Source organism: Burkholderia sp. Ac-20384 (assembly GCF_017104605.1).
GTDB lineage: Bacteria > Pseudomonadota > Gammaproteobacteria > Burkholderiales > Burkholderiaceae > Burkholderia > Burkholderia lata.
Genome location: NZ_JAAGPE010000071.1, coordinates 18465 through 38057, shown reverse-complemented (window position 1 = coordinate 38057; position 19593 = coordinate 18465). Strand labels below are relative to the sequence as shown.

Here is a 19593-nt window from a genome sequence, read left to right as displayed (position 1 = left end):
CGCCCGAGCGCGACCGGCGCACAACGCGCGGCCGGCACCGTGCTCGCCGCGGGGCTGATCGCGTCGATCGCGTTCGCGGTGCTCGTCCACGCGCTGTTGCGCGGCCGTTCCGGCGCCGCCGATTCGGGCGCGAGCAGCCGCGGCATCCTCAACGAAGCGCGGATGATGGGCATCATCCGTTCGTCGATGGAAGCGATCATCACGATCGACGAAAAGCAGACGGTCGTGATCTTCAATCCGATGGCCGAGCAGGTGTTCGGCGTGTCCGCGATGGAGGCGATCGGTGCGCCGCTGTCGCGCTTCATCCCCGAACGGTTCCGCGCCGCGCATGCGAAGCACGTCGACCAGTTCGGCGTGACGGGCGTGTCCGAGCGGCAGATGGGCCGCCAGCGGGTGCTGTTCGGGCTGCGCGCCAACGGCGAGGAGTTCCCGATCGAAGCGTCGATCTCGCAGATCCGCGACGCGTCGGGCAAGCTCTATACGGTGATGCTGCGCGACATCACCGAGCGCCAGCGCGCGGAGAACGCGCTGAAGCTGTCGCGCGAAGAGTTGCGCGAACTGTCGGCGAACCTGCAGAACGTGCGCGAAGAGGAAAAGACCCGCATCGCGCGCGAGTTGCACGACGACCTCGGCCAGCAGCTCACCGCGCTGAAGATGGATCTGTCGGTGGTCGAGCAGCAGTTGCGCGTGCCCGGCCGCACGCAGCCCGACGAGGACGTGCAGACGCACCTTCAGGGCATGCGGCGGCTGATCGACGCGACGGTTGCGTCGGTGCGGCGCATCGCTGCCGACCTGCGACCCGTGATGCTCGACGATCTCGGCCTCGTGCCCGCGATCGAATGGCTCGCGAACGATTTCACGAACCGCTACGGGATCGATGTCGAACGGCACATCGAAACCGGCGGCCTCACGTTCACCAGTGCGGGCGCGACCACGTTGTTCCGGATCGTCCAGGAAGCGCTGACGAACGTCGCGCGCCACGCGGATGCGACCCGCGTCGCGCTGCGGCTCGACGTCGAGGACGGCTTCTGCGTGTTGCGCGTCGCGGACAACGGCCGCGGCTCGGCGCCCGGCGGCCCGGCCCACGAAGACAAATCGTTCGGCTTGATCGGCATTCGCGAACGCGCCCACATGCTGGGCGGCACCGTGACGATCGACACCGCGCTCGCGCGCGGTTTCTCGATCACCGTCGCCTTCCCGCTCAGTACCGTCCAACAGGAAACGCTCATCTCATGATCAAGGTGCTCATCGCCGACGACCATACGCTCGTACGCGACGGTCTGCGGCACATCCTCCAGAACGCCACCGGATTCGAGGTGGCCGGCGAAGCCTGCGACGGCCCGTCGACGATCGCGCTCGTGCGCGCCACGCCCGCGCAGGTGCTCGTGCTCGACCTGTCGATGCCGGGCCGCAACGGCGTCGAACTCATCAAGCAGATCAAGGACGAGAAGCCCGCGCTGCGCGTCCTCGTGCTGACCATGCACGCGGAGCAGCAATACGCGGTGCGCGCGTTCCGCGCCGGCGCGTCGGGCTACCTGACGAAGGAAAGCGCGAGCGCCGAGCTGGTCGGCGCGGTCACGAAGGTGGCATCGGGCGGCGTCTACGTGAGCCTCGCGATGGCCGAGCAGTTCGCGCAGAGCCTGAACGAGCCGGCCGAGACGCTGCCGCACCAGCGGCTGTCCGACCGCGAATTCGACGTGTTCCGGCGGATCGCCGCCGGCCAGACGCTGACCGAGATCGCCAACGCGCTGTGCGTGAGCGCGAAGACGGTCAGCACGTACAAGACGCGGATCCTGGAAAAGATGCAGATGCCGCACGAAGCGGCGCTGGTGCGCTACGCGATGCGGCACAAGCTGCTCGACGAAACGGACGACGTGTAACGGACGACGTCCGGCAGCGGTTGGACGGCGTATGCCACCGCCACCGGCCGCGCGGCATGTGCCCGGCCGGGTGGCGCACTACGCTTACCTGGCGGGCACCGGGCAGGCGAGATCGCCTTCCTCGCACGACAGATAGCCCTTCAGCGTTTCGGTGCGCGCTTTCGTCAGATCGTCGAGGCAGGTCGACACGACCATCGAATACGCACTGCCGCCCTCGGCATTCGCGCTGGAGAAGTTGCATTCGGCATCGCGATACGCGATCCACGCACGCTGCGCGTTCACGAGCTTGTCGGCGAGCGGCCGCGCATCGCGCAGGCGCGCGGTGACGGCCTGGTAAGTCCGGTTCAGTTCCCCGTCGGATTTCTTGTACGCGCGATCGGCGCATGCCGTCATCGCCGCCTGATCCGTCGCGTCGGCACAATTCGCCTGCGCATGGGCGACGTTCGCCGCCAGCGCGAGCGAGCACAGCAGACCGGTCAAGACACGCATGGTTGCTCCTTGTTGTTCGTTGAAGTCGTGGAACCCGGTGTCGGGCTTGCTGCGCTGTCGCGCATCGGCCGCCGTCTCGCGGCGACACCGATCGCGATGCTAGCGCACGCGCGCCGGCTTGTCAGCCGACGTCGGAGCAGGCAACGGCTTGCATATCGCCTCCGCACACCTACACTGGAAAATCGATACGCCGCTTCAGGCCCGCGCTATCGCATCCATCCCGTCTCCGCTTCCGCGCATTCCTCTGCGCATTTCGCGTTCGCATCGCCGAGCGGGGTGACGATTCGTCAGTCAGCTTCCTCCACCCAGCCCAACGTGCCATCGCCGTCGCTCCCTGGAGGGAATCATGAGCTATCACCTTGAAGGCCGTCTGCTCGAGGTCTGCAACTGTCGCGTACTCTGCCCGTGCTGGATCGGCGAGGATCCCGATTTCGGCGTCTGCGACACGATCGTCGCGTGGCACGTCGACAAGGGCGCCATCGACGGCGTCGACGTGGGCGGCAATACGATCGCCGCGGTGTGCCGCGTGCCGGGCAACATCCTGCAAGGCAACTGGACGGCGGCGATCTATCTCAGCGACACGGCGTCCGAGGCGCAGGAGCAGGCGCTGCTCAAGGTCTACACGGGCCAGGCCGGCGGCCCGATCGCCGACCTCGCCAAACTGATCGGCAAGGTCGTGTCGATCGAACGCGCCCCCATCACGTTCAATGTCGAAGGGGCGCGCGGCACGCTGTCGATCGGCACCGACTACCACGCGGAACTCGAGCCGTACCTCGGCCCGAGCGGCGCGCAGACGACGCTGACGGACACCGTGTTCTCGACCGTGCCCGGCGCACCTGTGTTCGTCGGCAAGGCGCCCGTCTACCGGTCGAAGAATGCGGCGATCGGCATCGACGTCGATCTGAAGAATCACAACGCGCTGCAGAGCACGTTCCTGTTCGACGCGTGAAGCGCGATCGCCCGCCAACGGTCATGGCTGCGTCGCTGCACCGGCGCGTGTTTCCGCTCGTGCTCGCGAGTCTCGTCGCGTTCGCCTGGCTCACCCTGTGGGCGTGGACGCGCAGTCCGTACGGGCGGTACCTCGACCACGGGGACAGCACGTTGACCGAGCCGTTCGGCGCGCTTTGCCGCGCGCTGCCCGGCGGCACGCTGTGGCTGCCGGCCGCGTTCGCCGCGGCCGGCTGGACGCTGATGATCCTCGCGATGATGCTGCCGACGACGCTGTCGCTGTTCGACGCGTTCGCCCGCGTCGTCGCCAGCCGCCCCGACCAGACGCGCCTGCTCGCGCTCGTGGGCATCGGCTACGTCGCCACGTGGAGCGGCTTCGGTCTCGTCGCGCATGGCCTGCACGGGCTATTGCTGACCGGTGTCGCGCGGGTGCCGGCGCTCGCGTGGCGTGGCTGGCTGATCGGCGCGGCCGTCTTCGCGCTCGCCGGCGCGTTCCAGTTCAGCGGACTCAAGACGCACTGCCTCGACCGGTGCCGCACGCCCTTCAGTTTCGTGATCAGCCGCTGGCGCGGCCGCACGCCGATGCGTCACGCGTTTGCGCTCGGCGTCAGCCACGGGCTCTTCTGCATCGGTTGCTGCTGGGCGCTGATGCTGCTGATGTTCGTCGTCGGCGTCGGCAGTCTCGGCTGGATGCTGGCGCTCGCCGCGTTGATGGCCCTCGAGAAGAATGCGTCGTGGGGGCAGGCGCTCACCGCGCCGCTCGGCGTCGCATTGTTCGGCGCAGCCGTGCTGATCGTCGCCAGCCACGCGTGAGGCCCGCGATGCGACCGCCCGCCTCCGCCTTCGCACTGCATGTCCGGCCGGGCATGCGCGTCGTCGCGCTGACGTCGATCGCGATGCTCGCCTTTGCGTCGAACTCGCTGCTGTGCCGACTCGCGCTGCAGGCCGGTCGGATCGACGCGGCCAGCTTCGGCAGCCTGCGCCTCGTATCCGGCGCGCTGATGCTCGCGATCGTCGCGCGTGCGGGGGCACGACGGCCCGCGCCGCCCGCCGACTGGCCGGCTGCGGCGATGCTGTTCGTGTACGTCACGTGCTTCTCGTTTGCGTATCTGACCGTCAGCGCTGCCACCGGCGCGCTGATCCTGTTCGGCGCGGTGCAACTGACGATGTTTGCGGCGGGATGGCACGCCGGCGAACGGTTTGCCGCGACCGGCTGGGTCGGGTTCGGTGCGGCGCTCGGCGGCCTGGTCTATCTCGTGTCACCGGGGCTCGCCGCGCCGACGCCGGGCGGCGCCGCACTGATGACGGCCGCCGGCATCGCCTGGGGCATCTATTCGATCCGCGGCCGCCGGCCCGTCGATCCGGTCGCGGCGACCGCCGGCAACTTCCTGCGCGCCGCGCCGCTGGCACTCGCGCTGAGCGTCGCGCTCGCCACCCGCTTGCATGTCACGCCCGCCGGCGTCGCGCTCGCCGCGCTTTCCGGCGCATTGACGTCGGGCCTGGGCTACGTGGTCTGGTACGCGGCGCTGCGGCATCTCACGGCGATGCGCGCCGCGGCGGTCCAGCTCTCCGTCCCGCCCATCGCCGCGTGTGGCGCCGTGATGCTTCTGTCGGAACAGCCGACCTGGCGGCTCGCCCTCGCATCGGCCGCGATCCTCGGCGGCGTCGCGGCCGTGCTCGCGACACGGGCTCGGCAGGCGGGCAGCACGCGGTGATGCGCCTCTGGCGCAGCACGCTCGCGCAGCCCCACCCATTCACGCGGCCCAAATGCAAAACCCGCACACGGATACCGTGCACGGGTTTCAGATGAAACGGCAAACCGGGCGCCCTTGCGGGCGCTGCTTGGCTTAGTGGCCGAAGAACACCGACGAACGGTCGGTTGCGGCCGGCACGACCACGCGCTGACCCGACTGCGACGCTGCGGCAGGGTTCGCACCGTAGCCCGTTGCATCAGCTTGCGCACCGGTGTTCTGTGCGGCGGCGATCTTTGCCTGTGCGGCCTGGATGTTTTCCGGGTAGTTCATCCAGTCGTTCGGGTTGTAGCCGGCCTTTTCGAGCTGGACCAGCTCGGCGCGCACTTGCGCGCGCGTCAGCGGCTGCTGGCTTTGTGCAAACGAGACAACCGGTGCGGCCACCAGAGCGGCCAGTGCAACTGCCTTGATCAGCGATTTCATGATGCGTTACCTCCAGAATTGTTTTGTCAGGCGCTTCGGACTCGGGGTCGTTGCGCATGAGTAGAAGTCTAGGAGGCTAGGCTATCAGGGTAAATACTTAAATTGCGAATTCACTGTTGACGGAAAACATACAATCGCCGCTGAATCACTTGAATCGTCAGATGATTGTCGGCATTCATGCAATGAATACCGTGGCGCGGCACCCGGTGCGCCGTGCCCCGCCTCAGCGCCGCCGGTCGGCATCCGACGACGCCATCAGCCGGTCGAACAACAGTGCCTTGAGGCGGATCAGGGCGTCGGCGCCGGTCTCGCCGAACGCCGCGTGATGCAGCGTCAGCGCGGGCGCCGCCGGATCGGCATGGACGGCCCGCACCGTGCTGTCGAGCGCCAGCAGCTCGACCCGGTCGCCGATCGCGTACGGAAGCTGTACGCGCAACGGTTCGCCGATTGCGGCGATTGGCCGGTCGACGGCAATCGACAGCCCGCTCACGCTGATGTCGTGCACCATCCCGATCCCTTCCGCGCCCTCCGACCCGCCCGCGCAGCAGGCGGCGATCCGCACCGGCACGCGCGGCTCCGCGCGCGTGCGCAGCCGGTCGACGAAGCCGGGCGGCGACAGCACCAGGAACCGCGCGGCACCCGCCGCCTGCACCGATTCGACCGTCGCGCCGAAACGCGACACCGCGGCACGGCCGATCGCCACGGCCTCGATGTCGTCGCCACTGGCGAAGTCGAACGCGGCCGCCGGCTGCGGCTCGACGAACAGCGCGCCCGATGCGGCGATGCCGATCAGCCGGTAGCGCTGCAGCCCACGGGTCGCACCGACCCGGCGGCGGATGCCGATCGAAGCGCCCGCCGACAACCCCATCCGCGGCGCGTGAGGCACCGCGTCCGGCACGCGCGGCGCGGCTTCCGGTACGGCGTCGTCGCGCCGCCGTACCGGCCGGAAATGGTCGAACAGGAAGGCATGCTGCGCGGCATCGTGCAGCGTGGTGCCAGCCGGCAGCAGCGCGGCGCCGTCGGCATCGTAGAGATCGAAGCCGAGCGGGACGCCGGCGGCGAGATCGTCACGCGCAAGCGTGACGTAGTCGGTAGATAGCCTCATCGGGGAGGCGCGGAGCGACCGCGCGCGCTGTCATGACACCATGATTACGGCAGCTTCGCGCGAAATCTGAACGGTTCCGTTACTGAGAAGGTCCGGTCGCGTCGGGTGCGGCCGGCGCGGGCGCTTGGGACGGTGCGGCCGAAGGAGCGGCAGCTGGTGCAGCGCCGAGGCCCACGCTGCTTCCGCCCGTCGCGCTCGCTCCCGCTGGCGGCTGCGCGATTTGCGGCTGCGATGCACCCGCCGACAGCGCGGCGGCCGACGCGGCCACTTCGGACGCCGGTACCCATTCCTCGACGATGCCGCCCGATGCCGCTTCGGGTGCAGAAGCAGCCGATGCGGCCGAGGCCGCGCCCGTATCAGCCTCGGGCGCACGCTCCACCCGCTGCGTCCTGACCGGCGCGGGCGCCTTCTTCGTCTCGGGCGGGAACCACGTGTCGAACAGGTCCGTCACGCGCTCGCGCAGCGACGCGAACCAGCCCGGCGACGGCTCGGTATCGAATTTCGCCTTCGTGTCGACGATCCGGGCGCGCTGCGCACGCTGGAAGAAATCGCCGACGATCGGCAGCGCACTGTGCGCGCCCTGCCCCCAGTAGTCGCTGCGCAGCGTCACGCGGCCGTCGTCGAAACCGACCCACGCGCCGGCGACGAGGCCCGGCTGCATCAGGATGAACCAGCCGTCCGCGTTGTCCTGCGTCGTGCCCGTCTTGCCGGCGACGTCGCCACGGATCCCGAAGCGCGTGCGGATGCTGCCGCCCGTGCCGCGCGTCACGACATCGCGCATCACGCTGAGCAGCGTCTTGTCGGTTTCGGCGTCGAGCGCGCGCTCGGGCGGCGCCGGCGCGTATTCGGCGAGCACGTCGCCCTGGCGGTTCTCGATCCGCGTCACCATCTGCGGCTCGACATACAGCCCGCCGTTCGCGATCGTCGCGTACGACGCGACCATTTCCTTCAGCGTGACGGGGCTGGTGCCGAGCGCCAGCGACGGCACGCGTTCGAGCGGGCTTTCGCGCACGCCCATGTCGCGTGCGAGCCTGGCCACGGAAGCCGGCCCGACCTTCTCCATCACCTGCGCGGTGATCCGGTTGCGCGACAGCGCGACCGCGTCGCGCAGCGTCATCGGCTTGCCGGTCGGTGGCACGTCGTCATTCGGCCGCCAGATCTCGCCGCCCTTCAACGGGATCTCGACCGGCTGGTCGATGAACGTGTCGTCCGGCTTCATCCCGTTCGCGAACGCGACGCCATAGACGAACGGCTTGAACGTCGAGCCCGGCTGGCGCCGCGCCTGCGCGACGTGGTCGAACGGTTCGTTCGTGAAATCGCGGCTGCCGACCCACGCGCGGATCTGGCCGTCGCGCGGATCGATCGCGAGGAAACCGGCCTGCACGTCGGTCTTCGTCTTGCACAGCGCGCGCATGAAGCCGCGGTCGGCCGCGAGCAGCTTCATCGCGGCCGCGTCGTCCTTGCCGGCGTCCTGCGCGGCCTTGTACTCGGGCGACTCGCGCATGAAGGTGCGGAACACCTCGTTGTCGGTGCCGCAGCCGTCGCGGCCGCTCCATGCGTTGTTGGCGATGCCCTGCAGCTGGTTGCCCTGCAGCGTGAGCGCCTGCGTCGCCATCTGCTGCAGCCGCGAGTCGATCGTGGTGCGCACGATCAGCCCGTCCGCGTAGATGTTGTAGTCGTTGCGGTCGGCCCACGCGATCAGCCATTTGCGCAGCTGCTGCGCGAAATGCGGCGCCGGCCCCGGCGGCTCCTTCTGCCGCTCGAAGTCGATCCGCAGCGGCCGGCGCTGCAACTGCGTGAACTGCGCGGGCGACAGCTTGCCGTACTTCACCATCTGGCCGAGCACCGTATTGCGCCGCTGCAGCGCGCGCTCGGGATTCAGCACCGGGTTGTAGTAGCTGTTGCCCTTCAGCATCCCGACGAGCGTCGCGCTGTCGAGCACGTCGAGCTCGTCGGCCGACTTGTCGAAATAGGTGCGCGCGGCCATCTCGACGCCGTACGCGTTGTACAGGAACGGCACCGTGTTCAGGTAGGTCTCGAGGATCTGGTCCTTGCTGTAGACCGCCTCGATCTTCAGCGCGGTGATCGCCTCCTTCACCTTGCGCGTGAGCGTCGGCGCCCGGCCGATCTCGTCCGGATACAGGTTCCGCGCGAGCTGCTGCGTGATCGTCGAGCCGCCCTGGCGGCTGCCCGAGAACGTATGGAGCGCGGCCGATGCCGTGCGCTTCCAGTCGAGGCCGTGGTGTTCGTAGAAACGGTGATCCTCGGTCGCGATCAGCGCGTCGACCATGTGCGGCGAGATCTGCTTGAGCGGTACCCACTCGCGGTTCGACGGCTTGAATTCGGCCAGCAGCTTGCCGTCGGCGGACAGCACCTGTGCGGGCTGGTCGACGCGTGCCTTGCGGATGTCGCCGATGCCCGGCGTGAACGGGATGAGCACGACCACGTACACCACGAACAGCGTCGGCACGGCGGCGCCGGCGAGCAGCACGCCGCGGCGCGTCGGGTGACGGACATGGTGCCACGCGGTGGCGGCGAGAGGCTTGACCCGCGCGACGGCGGCAGCCGCGACGGGTTGGGCGCGCGCGACCCATCTGGCACAGAAGTCACGCACTGACGACACGTTTCGGCGATTCACGCGGGTGGAGCTCGGCTGAAAAGGGTGCATCGTACCAAACTCGCGCGGCCCGCCGGACTGCAATGGCGCGGCGGCGGCACACGCGGGGCGGCTGCGCGGCGGTTCACACGCAAAAAAGGCGCGCGCCCCATCACGGGAACGACGCGCCAAGCCTGGTACTACAAACGGGAGGCCGCGCCACGCGCAGCCGATCGGCGCCGCAACTCAGCGCACGAGAAAACCGTAGGTCAGCGGATCGCGTTCGTCGACGATCCAGTTTGCGAACCCGCAGATATACGCGCTGCCCTCCACTTCCGGAATCACGGCCGGGATGTCGCCGACCGTCGTTTCGCGCAGCACGCGCCCCTTGAAGACCGTGCCGACGATCGATTCGTTGACGAGCGTGTCGCCGGCCGCGAGCAGCCCGCGCTGGTAGAGCTGCGCGACCCGGCCGCCGGTGCCGGAACCCGTCGGCGAGCGGTCGACCTCGCGATCCGCGAACACGCAGCAGTTCGCCTGCGTCGAGCCCGGGTGGCGCGGCGCGTTCGCGATGATCGTGCCGTAGATGTGGTTGATTTCCGGAATCTCCGGATGGACGACCGGGTACTTCGCGTTCGCAGCGGCCTTCACTTCCGCGCCGAAGCGGATCAGCTTTTCCACGGCCGCTTCGCGCACCGGCAGGTCGAACGGCGCACCGTCGACGTAGAAATAGAACGCGCCGCCGTACGCGATGTCGCCGGTCACGGTGCCGAACGACAGCGTCTCGATCGACACGTCGCGTTGCCAGATGAACGACGGCACGTTGACGAAGCGCACCGGCCCCGCATGCTCGCCGTCCCATTTGACGAACGCCTCGATGAAGCCGCACGGCGCGTCGATGCCGACCCGCGTTTCCGGCACCGTGCGCTGCACCCAGCCAAGTTCGACGGCCGCGGTCGACAGCGCGATCACGCCGTGCCCGCAATGGTCGCTGTAGCCTTCGTTGTGCAGGAAGATCACGCCGAAATCCGCATTCGGCGACACGGGCTCGGTCAGGTAGCCGCCGTACATGTCGGCGTGGCCGCGCGGTTCGAACATCAGCGCGCGGCGGATCTCGTCGGCATTTTCCTTGAGCCACGCGCGGCGCTGGACGATCGTGTCGCCCGGCAGGCGCGGCAGCCCGCTCGTGACGATGCGGAACGCTTCGCCGCCGGTATGGACTTCGACGGTGGAAAGGGATCGGGTAATTTTCATGGGTGATCGAAAGCGTTGAAACGAAGAACGGCGGCCGCGCCGCCGTCCGATGGCAGGCTGGCCGGTTACTTCGCGTACGGTTCCGGCAGGCCGTTGCGGATCACGTAGACGGTGGTCGGCGCGCCCTTCAGGTCGCCGTTCGCGTCGAACGAATAGGTGCCCGCGACGCCCTTGTAGTCCGACTTCGCGAGCTGCGCGATCAGCTTCGCCTTGTCGGTGGTCGTGCCGGCCTTGACCATCGCGTCGGCGAGCAGCTTCATCCCGTCGTAGTAGTTCACGCCGTAGACCTGCGGATCGGTGTGATACGTGTCGTGGTACTTCTTCAGGAATTCGCGGCCGGCCGCCGTCTTCTCGAGCGCGACGCCGCCCTGCGCGCAGTAGACGATCGACGCCGCGTCGCCCGCGACCTTGCCCATGTCGGCCGAGCAGATGCCGTCGCCGCCGAGCAGCTTCGCGCGCAGACCGCGCTGCTTCATCTGCTTGGCCATCGGCGCGCCCTGTGCCGCATAGCCGCCGAGGAAGATCACGTCGGGGTTGCTGGCCTTGATCTTGGTGAGAATGCCGAGGAAATCGGTGGCCGACGAACTCGTATATTCCTGGTCGACGATCTTGATCCCGTTCGCCTTCGCGACGTTCATGAACTGCTCGGCAACGCCCTGCCCGTAAGCGGTGCGATCGTCGATCACGGCGGCGGTCTTCGCGTTCAGCGTCTTCGCGGCGAAGGTGGCCATCGTGCCGCCGAGCTGTTCGTCGCTCGCGCCGATCCGGAAGATGTTCTTGAAGCCCTGCTTGGTCAGCGCCGGGTTCGACGCGACGGGCAGCATCGGCACGCCGGCGGTCGAGTACACGCGCGATGCGGGAATCGCGACGCCCGAGTTGTACGGCCCGAGCACCGCGACGACGCCCTTGTCGACGAGGTTCTGGGCAACCTGTACGCCGGCCTTCGGGTCGGCCTGGTCGTCGTCGGAAACCAGTTTGAAGGTGACGGCCTTGCCGGCGACCTTGATGCCGGCCTTGTTGAGCTCGTCGACGGCCAGGCGCGCGCCGTTTTCATTGTCCTTGCCGTTCGCGGCCTGCGGGCCGGTCAGCGGCGCCGAATGGCCGATCATCACGACTTCCTGCGCATGCGCGGAAGTCAGCGCGCCGGCGGCGAGAGCCACCGAGAGCGCGGTAACGAGGTGTCGCATGATGTCTCCTGATTGGTTTTGTGTGAAACCAATGTAGGACACGCGTGGTCACCATGCAAGCAATTAAAAAATAAAAACTTCTATTTTGGTCATTTTTCAGACCAGAACGAACCGGGCGCGGTCACTTCGGTGTGATGTCGCGCCGCACGCGGAGGATGTGCTGCTCGACATAGAACGCCGCCGCATCGGCGTCGCCGGACACGATCGCCTCGTAGATCAGCCGGTGTTCGGACACGTAGAGCCGGATCCGGCCCGCATCGTAGATGCCGTCGTCCTTCAGCCGCTTCCACAGCGGCTGGTCCATCGTTTTCGCGACTTCGTCCGCGATCTTCACCATCAGCGCGTCGCCGGTCATCAACGCGAGTTGCCGGTGGAACAGCCGGTCGCTCTCGTTCCAGAGTGCGCGCTGATGCGGATCGTCGACGTCGGTAATGGTCTCCATCTGAGCCAGATAGCGTTCGGCGCCCGGGTCGGCACGGCCGTGCGCGGCCGCGAGGCGTGCGATCGCGGGCTCCAGGATCAACCGCACGTCGAGCGTCGACGTCGGGCTGAAATCGGGCTCGGACGCCCGGTGCGTGTCGCCGCGCTGCGCGAGCACGTCGAGCGGCGACGCGACGACGTAGGTGCCCGAATTGCGCTTCGTGAACACGAGCCCTTCGTTCTGCAGTGCGCCGAGCGCCTCGCGCACGGCCGGCCGGCCGACCTGGAACAGCCCCGCGAGCTCGCGTTCGGACGGCAGCCGCGACTCGGCGGCATAGCGTCCCGCGCGGATCTCGTCGCGGATCTTCTCGGCCACCTGCTCGTAGATCTGCAGCGGCCGGAAACCGCCTTCGAGTGTGTCGGGACGCGCGGACATCATCGTTGTCGCTCCTGCCCGGTCGCGGGCGTGAATCTGGAATGGGTTCGCACTATACCGGAGCGCGCCGGCATCGAGGCTGCGGCGGCCCTTCTGGACAGATATTAGAACCAAAACCGGCAAGCCGCTTTATTTTCTGGGTTGCGGGTGGGCCAGCAAGTGGTATAGATTCGATCCACACTGCCCTGTGTCACGGTATCCGGCAGCCCTGTGGCGGGCGCGGCATGCGCCCGTCGTCCACGCTCACCGACGCATACGACGTACACGATGACCGCTCTTTCCCCGATTCCCGTTTTCGATGCGGCCGACACGGCCGCGCTGCTCGACTACCCGGCGCTGCTCGCCACGCTCAGGCAGGCCGTCGCCGACTATGCGGCGGGCGAGATCGTCAGCCCCGAACGCCTGGTCGTGCCGCTGCAGGCCGGCGGCGTGATGCTGTCGATGCCGTCGAGCGCGCGCGACCTCGCGACCCACAAGCTCGTGAACGTGAGCCCGGGCAACGGCGCGCGCGGGCTGCCGACGATCCTCGGCCAGGTCACCGCATACGACGCGACCACCGGCGAGATGCGTTTCGCGCTCGACGGCCCGACGGTCACCGGACGCCGCACGGCGGCCATCACCGCGCTCGGCATCCAGGCGCTGCATGGCGTCGCCCCGCGCGACATCCTGCTGATCGGCACCGGGAAGCAGGCGGCGAATCACGCGGAAGCACTCGCCGCGATCTTTCCCGACGCGCGCCTTCACGTGCGCGGCACGAGCGCCGACAGCGCGGCTGCCTTCTGCGCCGCGCACCGCATGCAGGCACCGCATCTCGTGCCGCTCGACGGCGACGCGATTCCCGATGCGATCGACGTCGTCGTCACGCTGACGACGAGCCGCACGCCCGTCTATCGCGAAGCCGCGCGCGAAGGCCGGCTCGTGGTCGGCGTCGGCGCGTTCACCGCGGACGCGGCCGAGATCGACGCGAACACGGTGCGCGCCAGCCGGCTGGTCGTCGACGATCCGGCCGGCGCACGTCACGAAGCCGGCGACCTGATCGTCGCGCAGGTCGACTGGCAGGAGGTCGCGTCGCTCGCCGACGTGCTGCGCGGCGCATTCGACCGCAGCGGGCCGCTGCTGTTCAAGAGCGTCGGCTGTGCCGCGTGGGATCTCGCCGCGTGCCGCACCGCGCGCGATGCGCTGGCCGCACGCCGGGCCGGCTGACCCGGCGGCGCAACCCTGCAGCCGCGCTCGCGGCATCGCCACCCCGGGGCCGCTCCGGCGGTTTCCCGTACGCGTTGTAGGAATCGCCCTACAACGCGTCGCAGCGGCCTACATCAACTTCCAATTCGGCCGATTTCATTTTCGGCGGCGCAACACGATACTGCCGGCATGAATGCCAGCCAGTTACCCGCCGCGCTCCGGGTGTTTCTCGTCGATCACGCCGTCGCCGTCCGGCAGCGGATCGCGCTGCTCGTCGGCGCGATCCGCGGTGTGGCCGTCGTCGGCGAGGCGGAAGACGGCCAGGACGCATGGACGCATATCCGCAGCAGCCAGGCGGATGTGGTGATCGTCGACCTGCGGCTGGCGGACGGCAGCGGCCTCGACCTGATCGGGACGCTGTCGAAGGCCGCGCCGCGCATCGTCACGATCGTGCTGACGAATCACTCGGCGCCGGCATTCAGAGAGGCATGCGCGTCGGCCGGAGCCGACTACTTCTTCGACAAGACTGTCGAATTCGACGCCGCATGCCAGGTCATCGAATCCCTGGTGCACGCTCGCGCGCACCGCCCCTGACGAGCCGGAGTGACTCATGTCCACAGCCACCCCTTGCGCCGCCGACGTATCCATCACGCCTCGGCCGACGATTCCGCTTCGCGCGGTCACGCGCGCCGACGCCGCCAAACATCCCGCCGCGCGCTGCTCGGTGTGCGCGATGCGCTCGATGTGTCTGCCGCCGCACCTGACCGCGGCGGAATTCGGCCGCCTCGACTCGATCATCTGCACGACCCGGCAGGTACGCCAGGGCGACGCGCTGTTCCGCACCGACGATCCGTTCCAGAGCATCTATGCGGTGCGCGCGGGTTCGTTCAAGACGGTGATGATGCATCGCGACGGCCGCGAGCACGTAACGGGCTTCCAGATTGCCGGTGAAACGCTCGGGATGGACGGCATCGGCGGCGGCCAGCACTGCTGCGACGCGATCGCACTCGAGGACAGCGTCGTGTGCATCATCCCGTTCGGCGCGCTCGAAGCGGCGTGCCGCGAGATCAAGCCGATGCAGCACTTTCTCTATCAGATGCTGAGCAGCGAGATCGTCCGCGAATCGAGCCAGATGCTGCTGCTCGGCACGATGTCGGCCGAGCAACGCGTCGCGCATTTCCTGCTGAACCTGTCGTCGCGCTTCGAGGCGCGCGGCTATTCGGCGACGGAATTCAACCTGCGGATGACGCGCGAGGAAATCGGCTGCTATCTCGGGATGAAGCTCGAAACCGTGAGCCGGATGTTCTCTCGGTTCCATCGCGAAGCGCTGGTCGAAACGCGCGGCAAGCGCGTGCGCATCATCGACTCGCAAGCGCTCGCACGGGTCTGAAGGAACAAGGCCAGGACGACGCCCGGCTGCCCGCGCGCCCCCGCGCGCCCCCGCGCGCGGCGCATCATTGCACCGCGCCGCCGGTCGCCGCGTTGCGCAGCCCAACCCTTGCACCGCCTGCCTGGCACGCGATCAGCGCCTGTTCGGCCTGCATGAACGCGCGGCGCAGCGCGTCGTCCACGTCGTCGCCGACACACGGCGGCAGCGGCCAGAGCGCCGTGTCGTGCAATACGAGGTCGAGCTGCACGTCGTACCGGCGTGCACCGTCGGCGGCAGCATGCGATTCGATCGCGAGGTGGCACCCGCCGATCAGCGCGCGAAACCGCTCGAGCCGCACCAGCTGCGCGCCGGCTTCGGCTTCGACCGCGGCCGAACCCGCGAATCCGTGGCAGGCGATCTGCATGCCCACGCCCATGTCGTGTCTCCTGACGGGGCCGCCCGCTCGTCGACCGCCTTGCATGTGCCGCCCGCACCGAAAGGCGGCGGCACGCGTTACCCGTGGCGCGGCGCGACTTCTTCGATCGCTGCCCGGCCGATAGCCTGCCCGCGCCTTTGCTGGCGCGGAACCGTTCATACGTTGAAGGTCTGCGACGTCTTCATCTCGATCCACGTCATGCCGGCCCGCAGGCCTTCGATCATCGCCTCGCGCTCGGTCGGATACGCATGGCTGTGCTCGAACGTGTGATGAAAACGCGCGGCACCGGCGCCGTGCTCGACCGACACGCGGCAGCGGAATTCGCCCGATTCGCACGGACGCGTCTCGACTTCGACGGACCAGTCGCGTTCGTGAATGTTGCCCTGCAGTGTCATGCGCCCTCCTGCGGTATCCGTCTCAGAGCCGGAAGTGGCCGCTGTGCAGCAGCACCGGCCGGCCGCCGATTTCCTCGAGCATCCGTCGCGCCATCGCCTCGATCGCCGACCGGTGCGCGTCGAATGCGTCCAGCAGGTCGCGTTCGAGCAGCGACGGCGCGCCGAAATGATCTTCCAGCGCCTCGGCCGTGATCGCACACTGTACGCAACGCCCGTCGACCAGTGCCGAAAACGCCACGACCAGGTCGCGTGCGCAATATTCGGGTGGTTCCGGCGGGAAGGCAATCTGCATCTGTCCGCCTGTCATCGTCGTGATGGCTCCATGACAAGAGCATAGTGGCGCGCGCGCCCGCACGCTTGACCCACGTCAACCGGTTCGCTGCGCCGCACGATGACGGCGCGGCAGCGTGCCGGCGCGGCTGCGTGGCGCCGCCTCAAACCGCTTTCAGCCCGCGTCCGGCTCGATCGCCGCGCCGCGCTCTGCAAGCAGTTCGCGCAGCACGCTGCGGTGGCAATGGCGTTCGTCGTCGCAGTAGCAGCCGATCGAGAACGCGGTGGTCGCCGACAGCGCCGCCAGCAGGTCGAGCACCTTCGGCGCATCGCCATGCGCCATCTCCGCGCGGAAGTGACGCCGGAACGCGTTCCATTCGGCATCGGTTTCGGCCGCCTGCGCCTGTGCGACGAGTTCCGGGCTCGGCGACAGCGTCGGCAGCCATACATCATAGTAGTTGCGCGACGCGAATTCCGCCTTCGGAACGCCGCGCGGCGGCCGCCGCACCGTCCCGATCCGCAGGCCCTCGCCGGCCGCGCGCGGCGTGCCGAGCTGGATGATCCGGATGCCCATGTCGCTCCTTCCGAAATGCGTTGGATGCCGTGATCGTACCCCCGTGCGTGCCCCCGCGTCAGCCGGGTGGCGCACATTGCAGCCGCCCAACAAAAAACCGGCTGCCCCCTTGCGGGAGGCAGCCGGTTCGGCCAGCCGCGTTGCGCGCCGGGGCGCGCCGCGCTCAGACGCCGCTCTTCAGCACCTTGCCGATGGCATCCGCGACGATGGCGACGTTCGAGTCGTTCAGGCCCGCGACGCACATCCGGCCCGAACGCAGCACGTACACGCCGTGCACTTCGCGCAGCGCGTCGACCTGCGATTCGGTCAGGCCCGTGTACGTAAACATCCCGCGCTGCTTCACATAGCGCGTGAGCGCCTCGCCGCTGACGTGGTCGCGCAGGCCGTCATGGATCGACTGGCGCATCCGCGCGATGCGGCGGCACATCGCCGCCAGTTCCTCTTCCCACTGCTTGCGCAGCGCGGGCGTGCCGAGCACGGCCGCCACGACCTTCGCGCCGTAGGTTTGCGGGTTGCTGTAGTTCGAGCGCACGGCGCCGGCCAGCTGGCCGAGCACGCGGTCGGCTGCGGCCGCATCCTCGCAGACGACGCTCAGGCCGCCCACGCGCTCGCCGTACAGCGAGAAGTTCTTCGAGAACGAGTTCGCGACCAGCGCCGGCACGCCGCGGCGAGCCAGTTCGCGCACGGCGAACGCGTCCGCGTCGAGGCCCGCGCCGAAGCCCTGGTACGCCATGTCGACGAACGGCAGCAGCCCGCGCGCCTCGATCACGTCGATCAGCTTCTCCCACTGGCCTTCGTCGAGGTCGACACCGGTCGGGTTATGGCAGCACGCGTGCAGCAGCACGATGCTGCGCGCCGGCAGCGCGTCGATCGCCGCGAGCATCGCGTCGAACTTCAGGCCGCCCGTCGCTTCGTCGTAGTACGGATACGTGTTCACCGTGAAGCCGGCGCGCTCGAAGATGAAGCGGTGGTTTTCCCAGCTCGGATCGCTGAGCCACACCTGCGACTCCGGGAAGTAGCGCTTCAGGAAATCGGCGCCCACCTTCAGGGCGCCGGAGCCGCCGAGCGTCTGCAGCGTCGCGATGCGACCGGCCGCGCGGGCCGGGTGATCGGCGCCGAACACGAGCGCCTGCACGGCGTCACGGTATGCGGGCAAGCCGACCATCGGCAGGTACGGCTTCGCGCCGCTGTCGCGCTGCAGCGCGGTTTCGGCTTCGCGCACGGCGCCCATCACCGGAATCCGGCCTTCGGCGTCGAAGTAGATGCCGATGCTCAGGTTGACCTTCTGGTCGCGCGGATCTTTCTGGAAGTTCTCGTTGAGCGTCAGGATCGGGTCGCCCGGGTACGCGTCGATGTGTTCGAACATGGCTATGTCGGTCTCGTTTGGAAGAATGGTCGGTCGTGGCCTGTATCAGCGTGCGGATGCGCTGTCGTGCACCGCATAGCCTGCATTCTTCTGACGGAAGCGATACCCGACCGCGAGCACCGCGAGCCATACCGGGATCAGGTACACCGACAGGCGGAGATCCGGCGTCAGGTACATCACGACGAGAATGCCGGCCATGAATGCCAGGCACAGGTAATTTGTGAAAGGATAGCCCAGACTGCGGAAGGAAGTCTCCTCCCCGGCTGCGCGCTTCGCCTGGCGGAACTTCAGGTGGATCAGCGTGATCATCGCCCAGTTGATGATCAGCGCCGACACGACGAGGCCCATCAGCACCTCGAACGCCTTGCCCGGCATGAAGTAGTTGACCAGCACGCACACGCCGGTCGCGAGCGCCGACGCGCCGAGCGCGGCGAGCGGAATGCCGCGCTTGTTCACCGAGCACAGCACCTTCGGCGCGTTGCCCTGCTTCGCGAGGCCGAACAGCATCCGGCTGTTGCTGTACACGCCGCTGTTGTAGACCGACAGCGCGGCCGTCAGCACGACCACGTTCAGCACGTTGGCCACCAGGTTGCTGCTCAGTGCGTGGAAGATCAGCACGAACGGGCTCCCGCCGGTGACGACTTTTTCCCACGGGTACAGCGACAGCAGCACGGCGAGCGCGCCGATGTAGAAAATCAGGATTCGGTAGATCACCTGGTTGGTCGCGCGCGGGATGCTGCGCTTCGGATCGTCGGCCTCGGCCGCGGTGATCCCGATCAGCTCCAGCCCGCCGAACGAGAACATGATCGCTGCCATCGACATCACGAGCCCCGACACGCCGTTCGGGAAGAAGCCGCCGTGCTGCCACAGGTTCCGGACACTCGCCTCCGGCCCCGCATGGCCGCTCGCGAGCAGCCAGCCGCCGAAGCCGATCATCCCGACGATCGCGGCGACCTTGATGATCGAGAACCAGAATTCCGTCTCGCCGTACGACTTCACGCTGGCCAGGTTGAGCAGGTTGATCGCGACGAAGAAGACCAGTGCCGACACCCAGGTCGGCACGCCGGGCCACCAGTACTGCACGTAGATCCCGACGGCCGACAGCTCGGCCATGCTGACGAGGATGTACAGCACCCAGTAGTTCCAGCCGGACAGGAAGCCGGTGAAGTGGCCGACGTACTTGTCGGCGAAGTAGCTGAACGAGCCGGCGACGGGCTCGTCGACGACCATCTCGCCGAGCTGGCGCATGATGAAGAACGCAATGATGCCGGCCACCCCGTAGCCGAGTAGCACGGACGGGCCCGCCATCTTGATCGTCTGCGCGATGCCGAGGAACAGCCCTGTGCCGAGCGCGCCGCCGAGCGCAATCAGCTGGATGTGCCGGTTCTTCAGCCCGCGCTTCAGGCCGTCGCTCTCGTTTCCAGAAACCATGTCTTCTCCACTCTGTCCGCCCCCGCCTGCGGCGAGGTGCGGCGCGCCTCGGTGTGCCGGGCGCTGTTTTGCTGTGCCGGG

Annotated in this window: 21 protein-coding genes; 8 read left to right on the top strand and 13 right to left on the bottom strand. The window is 68.2% G+C overall.

Translation table 11 applies throughout. From position 1 onward, the window contains the following. Together G3O00_RS16325 and G3O00_RS16320 are read left to right on the top strand one after the other, a co-directional pair. A partial coding sequence (locus G3O00_RS16325; RefSeq protein WP_241025172.1) for a PAS domain-containing sensor histidine kinase occupies positions 1 to 1236 on the top strand: 1236 nt, incomplete at its 5' end. Then, a complete protein-coding gene (locus G3O00_RS16320; protein ID WP_006483707.1) occupies positions 1233 to 1880 on the top strand; it encodes a response regulator transcription factor in 648 nt (215 codons plus the stop codon). The genes G3O00_RS16325 and G3O00_RS16320, both read left to right, overlap by 4 nt. Positions 1881 to 1964: 84 nt before the next feature. Here the strand turns inward: G3O00_RS16320 and G3O00_RS16315 are convergent, their stop codons facing one another. Then, positions 1965 to 2369: a lysozyme inhibitor LprI family protein gene (locus G3O00_RS16315; RefSeq protein WP_011355255.1), complete on the bottom strand. Its 405-nt coding sequence runs from the start codon at positions 2367 to 2369 to the stop codon at positions 1965 to 1967. A 346-nt stretch (positions 2370 to 2715) separates the two neighbouring features. On the opposite strand from G3O00_RS16315, the gene G3O00_RS16310 reads away from it, so the two are divergent. Genes G3O00_RS16310 through G3O00_RS16300 form a run of 3 tightly spaced genes read left to right on the top strand, consistent with a single transcriptional unit; the run spans position 2716 to position 5032 of the window. Further along, complete coding sequence (locus tag G3O00_RS16310; protein ID WP_011355256.1) at positions 2716 to 3318, top strand: DUF1326 domain-containing protein; 603 nt, start codon at positions 2716 to 2718, stop codon at positions 3316 to 3318. A 23-nt stretch (positions 3319 to 3341) separates the two neighbouring features. Beyond that, complete coding sequence (locus G3O00_RS16305; RefSeq protein WP_206143607.1) at positions 3342 to 4130, top strand: DUF2182 domain-containing protein; 789 nt, start codon at positions 3342 to 3344, stop codon at positions 4128 to 4130. Positions 4131 to 4138: 8 nt separating this feature from the next. Further along, on the top strand, positions 4139 to 5032 hold the full coding sequence (locus G3O00_RS16300) for a DMT family transporter (RefSeq protein ID WP_206143606.1): 894 nt from the start codon (positions 4139 to 4141) through the stop codon (positions 5030 to 5032). A gap of 132 nt (positions 5033 to 5164) precedes the next feature. Here the strand turns inward: G3O00_RS16300 and G3O00_RS16295 are convergent, their stop codons facing one another. The 6 genes from G3O00_RS16295 to G3O00_RS16270 all read right to left on the bottom strand — a co-directional run bounded on the left by G3O00_RS16295 (position 5165) and on the right by G3O00_RS16270 (position 12492). After that, positions 5165 to 5491, bottom strand: a complete 327-nt coding sequence (locus G3O00_RS16295; RefSeq protein WP_011355259.1) for a DUF4148 domain-containing protein — start codon at positions 5489 to 5491, stop codon at positions 5165 to 5167. Positions 5492 to 5714: 223 nt separating this feature from the next. Next, complete coding sequence (locus G3O00_RS16290) at positions 5715 to 6596, bottom strand: PilZ domain-containing protein (protein WP_206143605.1); 882 nt, start codon at positions 6594 to 6596, stop codon at positions 5715 to 5717. A 79-nt stretch (positions 6597 to 6675) separates the two neighbouring features. Beyond that, positions 6676 to 9264, bottom strand: a complete 2589-nt coding sequence (locus G3O00_RS16285; RefSeq protein ID WP_206143604.1) for a transglycosylase domain-containing protein — start codon at positions 9262 to 9264, stop codon at positions 6676 to 6678. 174 nt (positions 9265 to 9438) lie between these two features. Further along, positions 9439 to 10446, bottom strand: a complete 1008-nt coding sequence (lhpH, locus tag G3O00_RS16280; protein WP_206143603.1) for a trans-3-hydroxy-L-proline dehydratase — start codon at positions 10444 to 10446, stop codon at positions 9439 to 9441. 65 nt (positions 10447 to 10511) lie between these two features. Then, complete coding sequence (locus G3O00_RS16275; RefSeq protein WP_011355263.1) at positions 10512 to 11633, bottom strand: branched-chain amino acid ABC transporter substrate-binding protein; 1122 nt, start codon at positions 11631 to 11633, stop codon at positions 10512 to 10514. A 121-nt stretch (positions 11634 to 11754) separates the two neighbouring features. Next, positions 11755 to 12492 carry a GntR family transcriptional regulator gene (locus tag G3O00_RS16270; RefSeq protein ID WP_174932047.1) on the bottom strand — a complete coding sequence of 246 codons (738 nt, stop codon included), beginning with the start codon at positions 12490 to 12492 and terminating at the stop codon, positions 11755 to 11757. 264 nt (positions 12493 to 12756) lie between these two features. Between G3O00_RS16270 and lhpI the strand changes: the two genes are divergently transcribed. The 3 genes from lhpI to G3O00_RS16255 all read left to right on the top strand — a co-directional run bounded on the left by lhpI (position 12757) and on the right by G3O00_RS16255 (position 15061). Next, positions 12757 to 13692, top strand: a complete 936-nt coding sequence (lhpI, locus tag G3O00_RS16265; RefSeq protein ID WP_206143602.1) for a bifunctional Delta(1)-pyrroline-2-carboxylate/Delta(1)-piperideine-2-carboxylate reductase — start codon at positions 12757 to 12759, stop codon at positions 13690 to 13692. Positions 13693 to 13860: 168 nt separating this feature from the next. After that, entirely contained in the window at positions 13861 to 14265 is a 405-nt protein-coding gene (locus G3O00_RS16260; protein ID WP_174932049.1) for a response regulator transcription factor, read from the top strand. A 16-nt stretch (positions 14266 to 14281) separates the two neighbouring features. Next, entirely contained in the window at positions 14282 to 15061 is a 780-nt protein-coding gene (locus tag G3O00_RS16255) for a helix-turn-helix domain-containing protein (protein WP_011355267.1), read from the top strand. 64 nt (positions 15062 to 15125) lie between these two features. Here G3O00_RS16255 and G3O00_RS16250 read toward each other — a convergent pair whose 3' ends face one another. The 6 genes from G3O00_RS16250 to G3O00_RS16225 form a co-directional block, all read right to left on the bottom strand. Next, positions 15126 to 15476, bottom strand: a complete 351-nt coding sequence (locus G3O00_RS16250; RefSeq protein WP_206143601.1) for a metal ABC transporter ATPase — start codon at positions 15474 to 15476, stop codon at positions 15126 to 15128. 155 nt (positions 15477 to 15631) lie between these two features. After that, positions 15632 to 15871: a hypothetical protein gene (locus G3O00_RS16245; protein ID WP_011355269.1), complete on the bottom strand. Its 240-nt coding sequence runs from the start codon at positions 15869 to 15871 to the stop codon at positions 15632 to 15634. A 22-nt stretch (positions 15872 to 15893) separates the two neighbouring features. Continuing rightward, complete coding sequence (locus G3O00_RS16240; protein ID WP_174932051.1) at positions 15894 to 16178, bottom strand: DUF1488 domain-containing protein; 285 nt, start codon at positions 16176 to 16178, stop codon at positions 15894 to 15896. A 138-nt stretch (positions 16179 to 16316) separates the two neighbouring features. Beyond that, positions 16317 to 16715 carry a DUF488 family protein gene (locus G3O00_RS16235; RefSeq protein ID WP_011355271.1) on the bottom strand — a complete coding sequence of 133 codons (399 nt, stop codon included), beginning with the start codon at positions 16713 to 16715 and terminating at the stop codon, positions 16317 to 16319. A 163-nt stretch (positions 16716 to 16878) separates the two neighbouring features. Beyond that, the gene (locus G3O00_RS16230) at positions 16879 to 18081 is read right to left on the bottom strand and encodes an amino acid aminotransferase (RefSeq protein ID WP_206143600.1); all 1203 of its coding nucleotides are present in this window, start codon (positions 18079 to 18081) and stop codon (positions 16879 to 16881) included. A gap of 45 nt (positions 18082 to 18126) precedes the next feature. Further along, positions 18127 to 19512 (bottom strand): amino acid permease, encoded by a 1386-nt coding sequence (locus tag G3O00_RS16225; RefSeq protein WP_011355273.1) that lies wholly within the window; start codon positions 19510 to 19512, stop codon positions 18127 to 18129. Between the last annotated feature and the right edge of the window lie 81 nt (positions 19513 to 19593).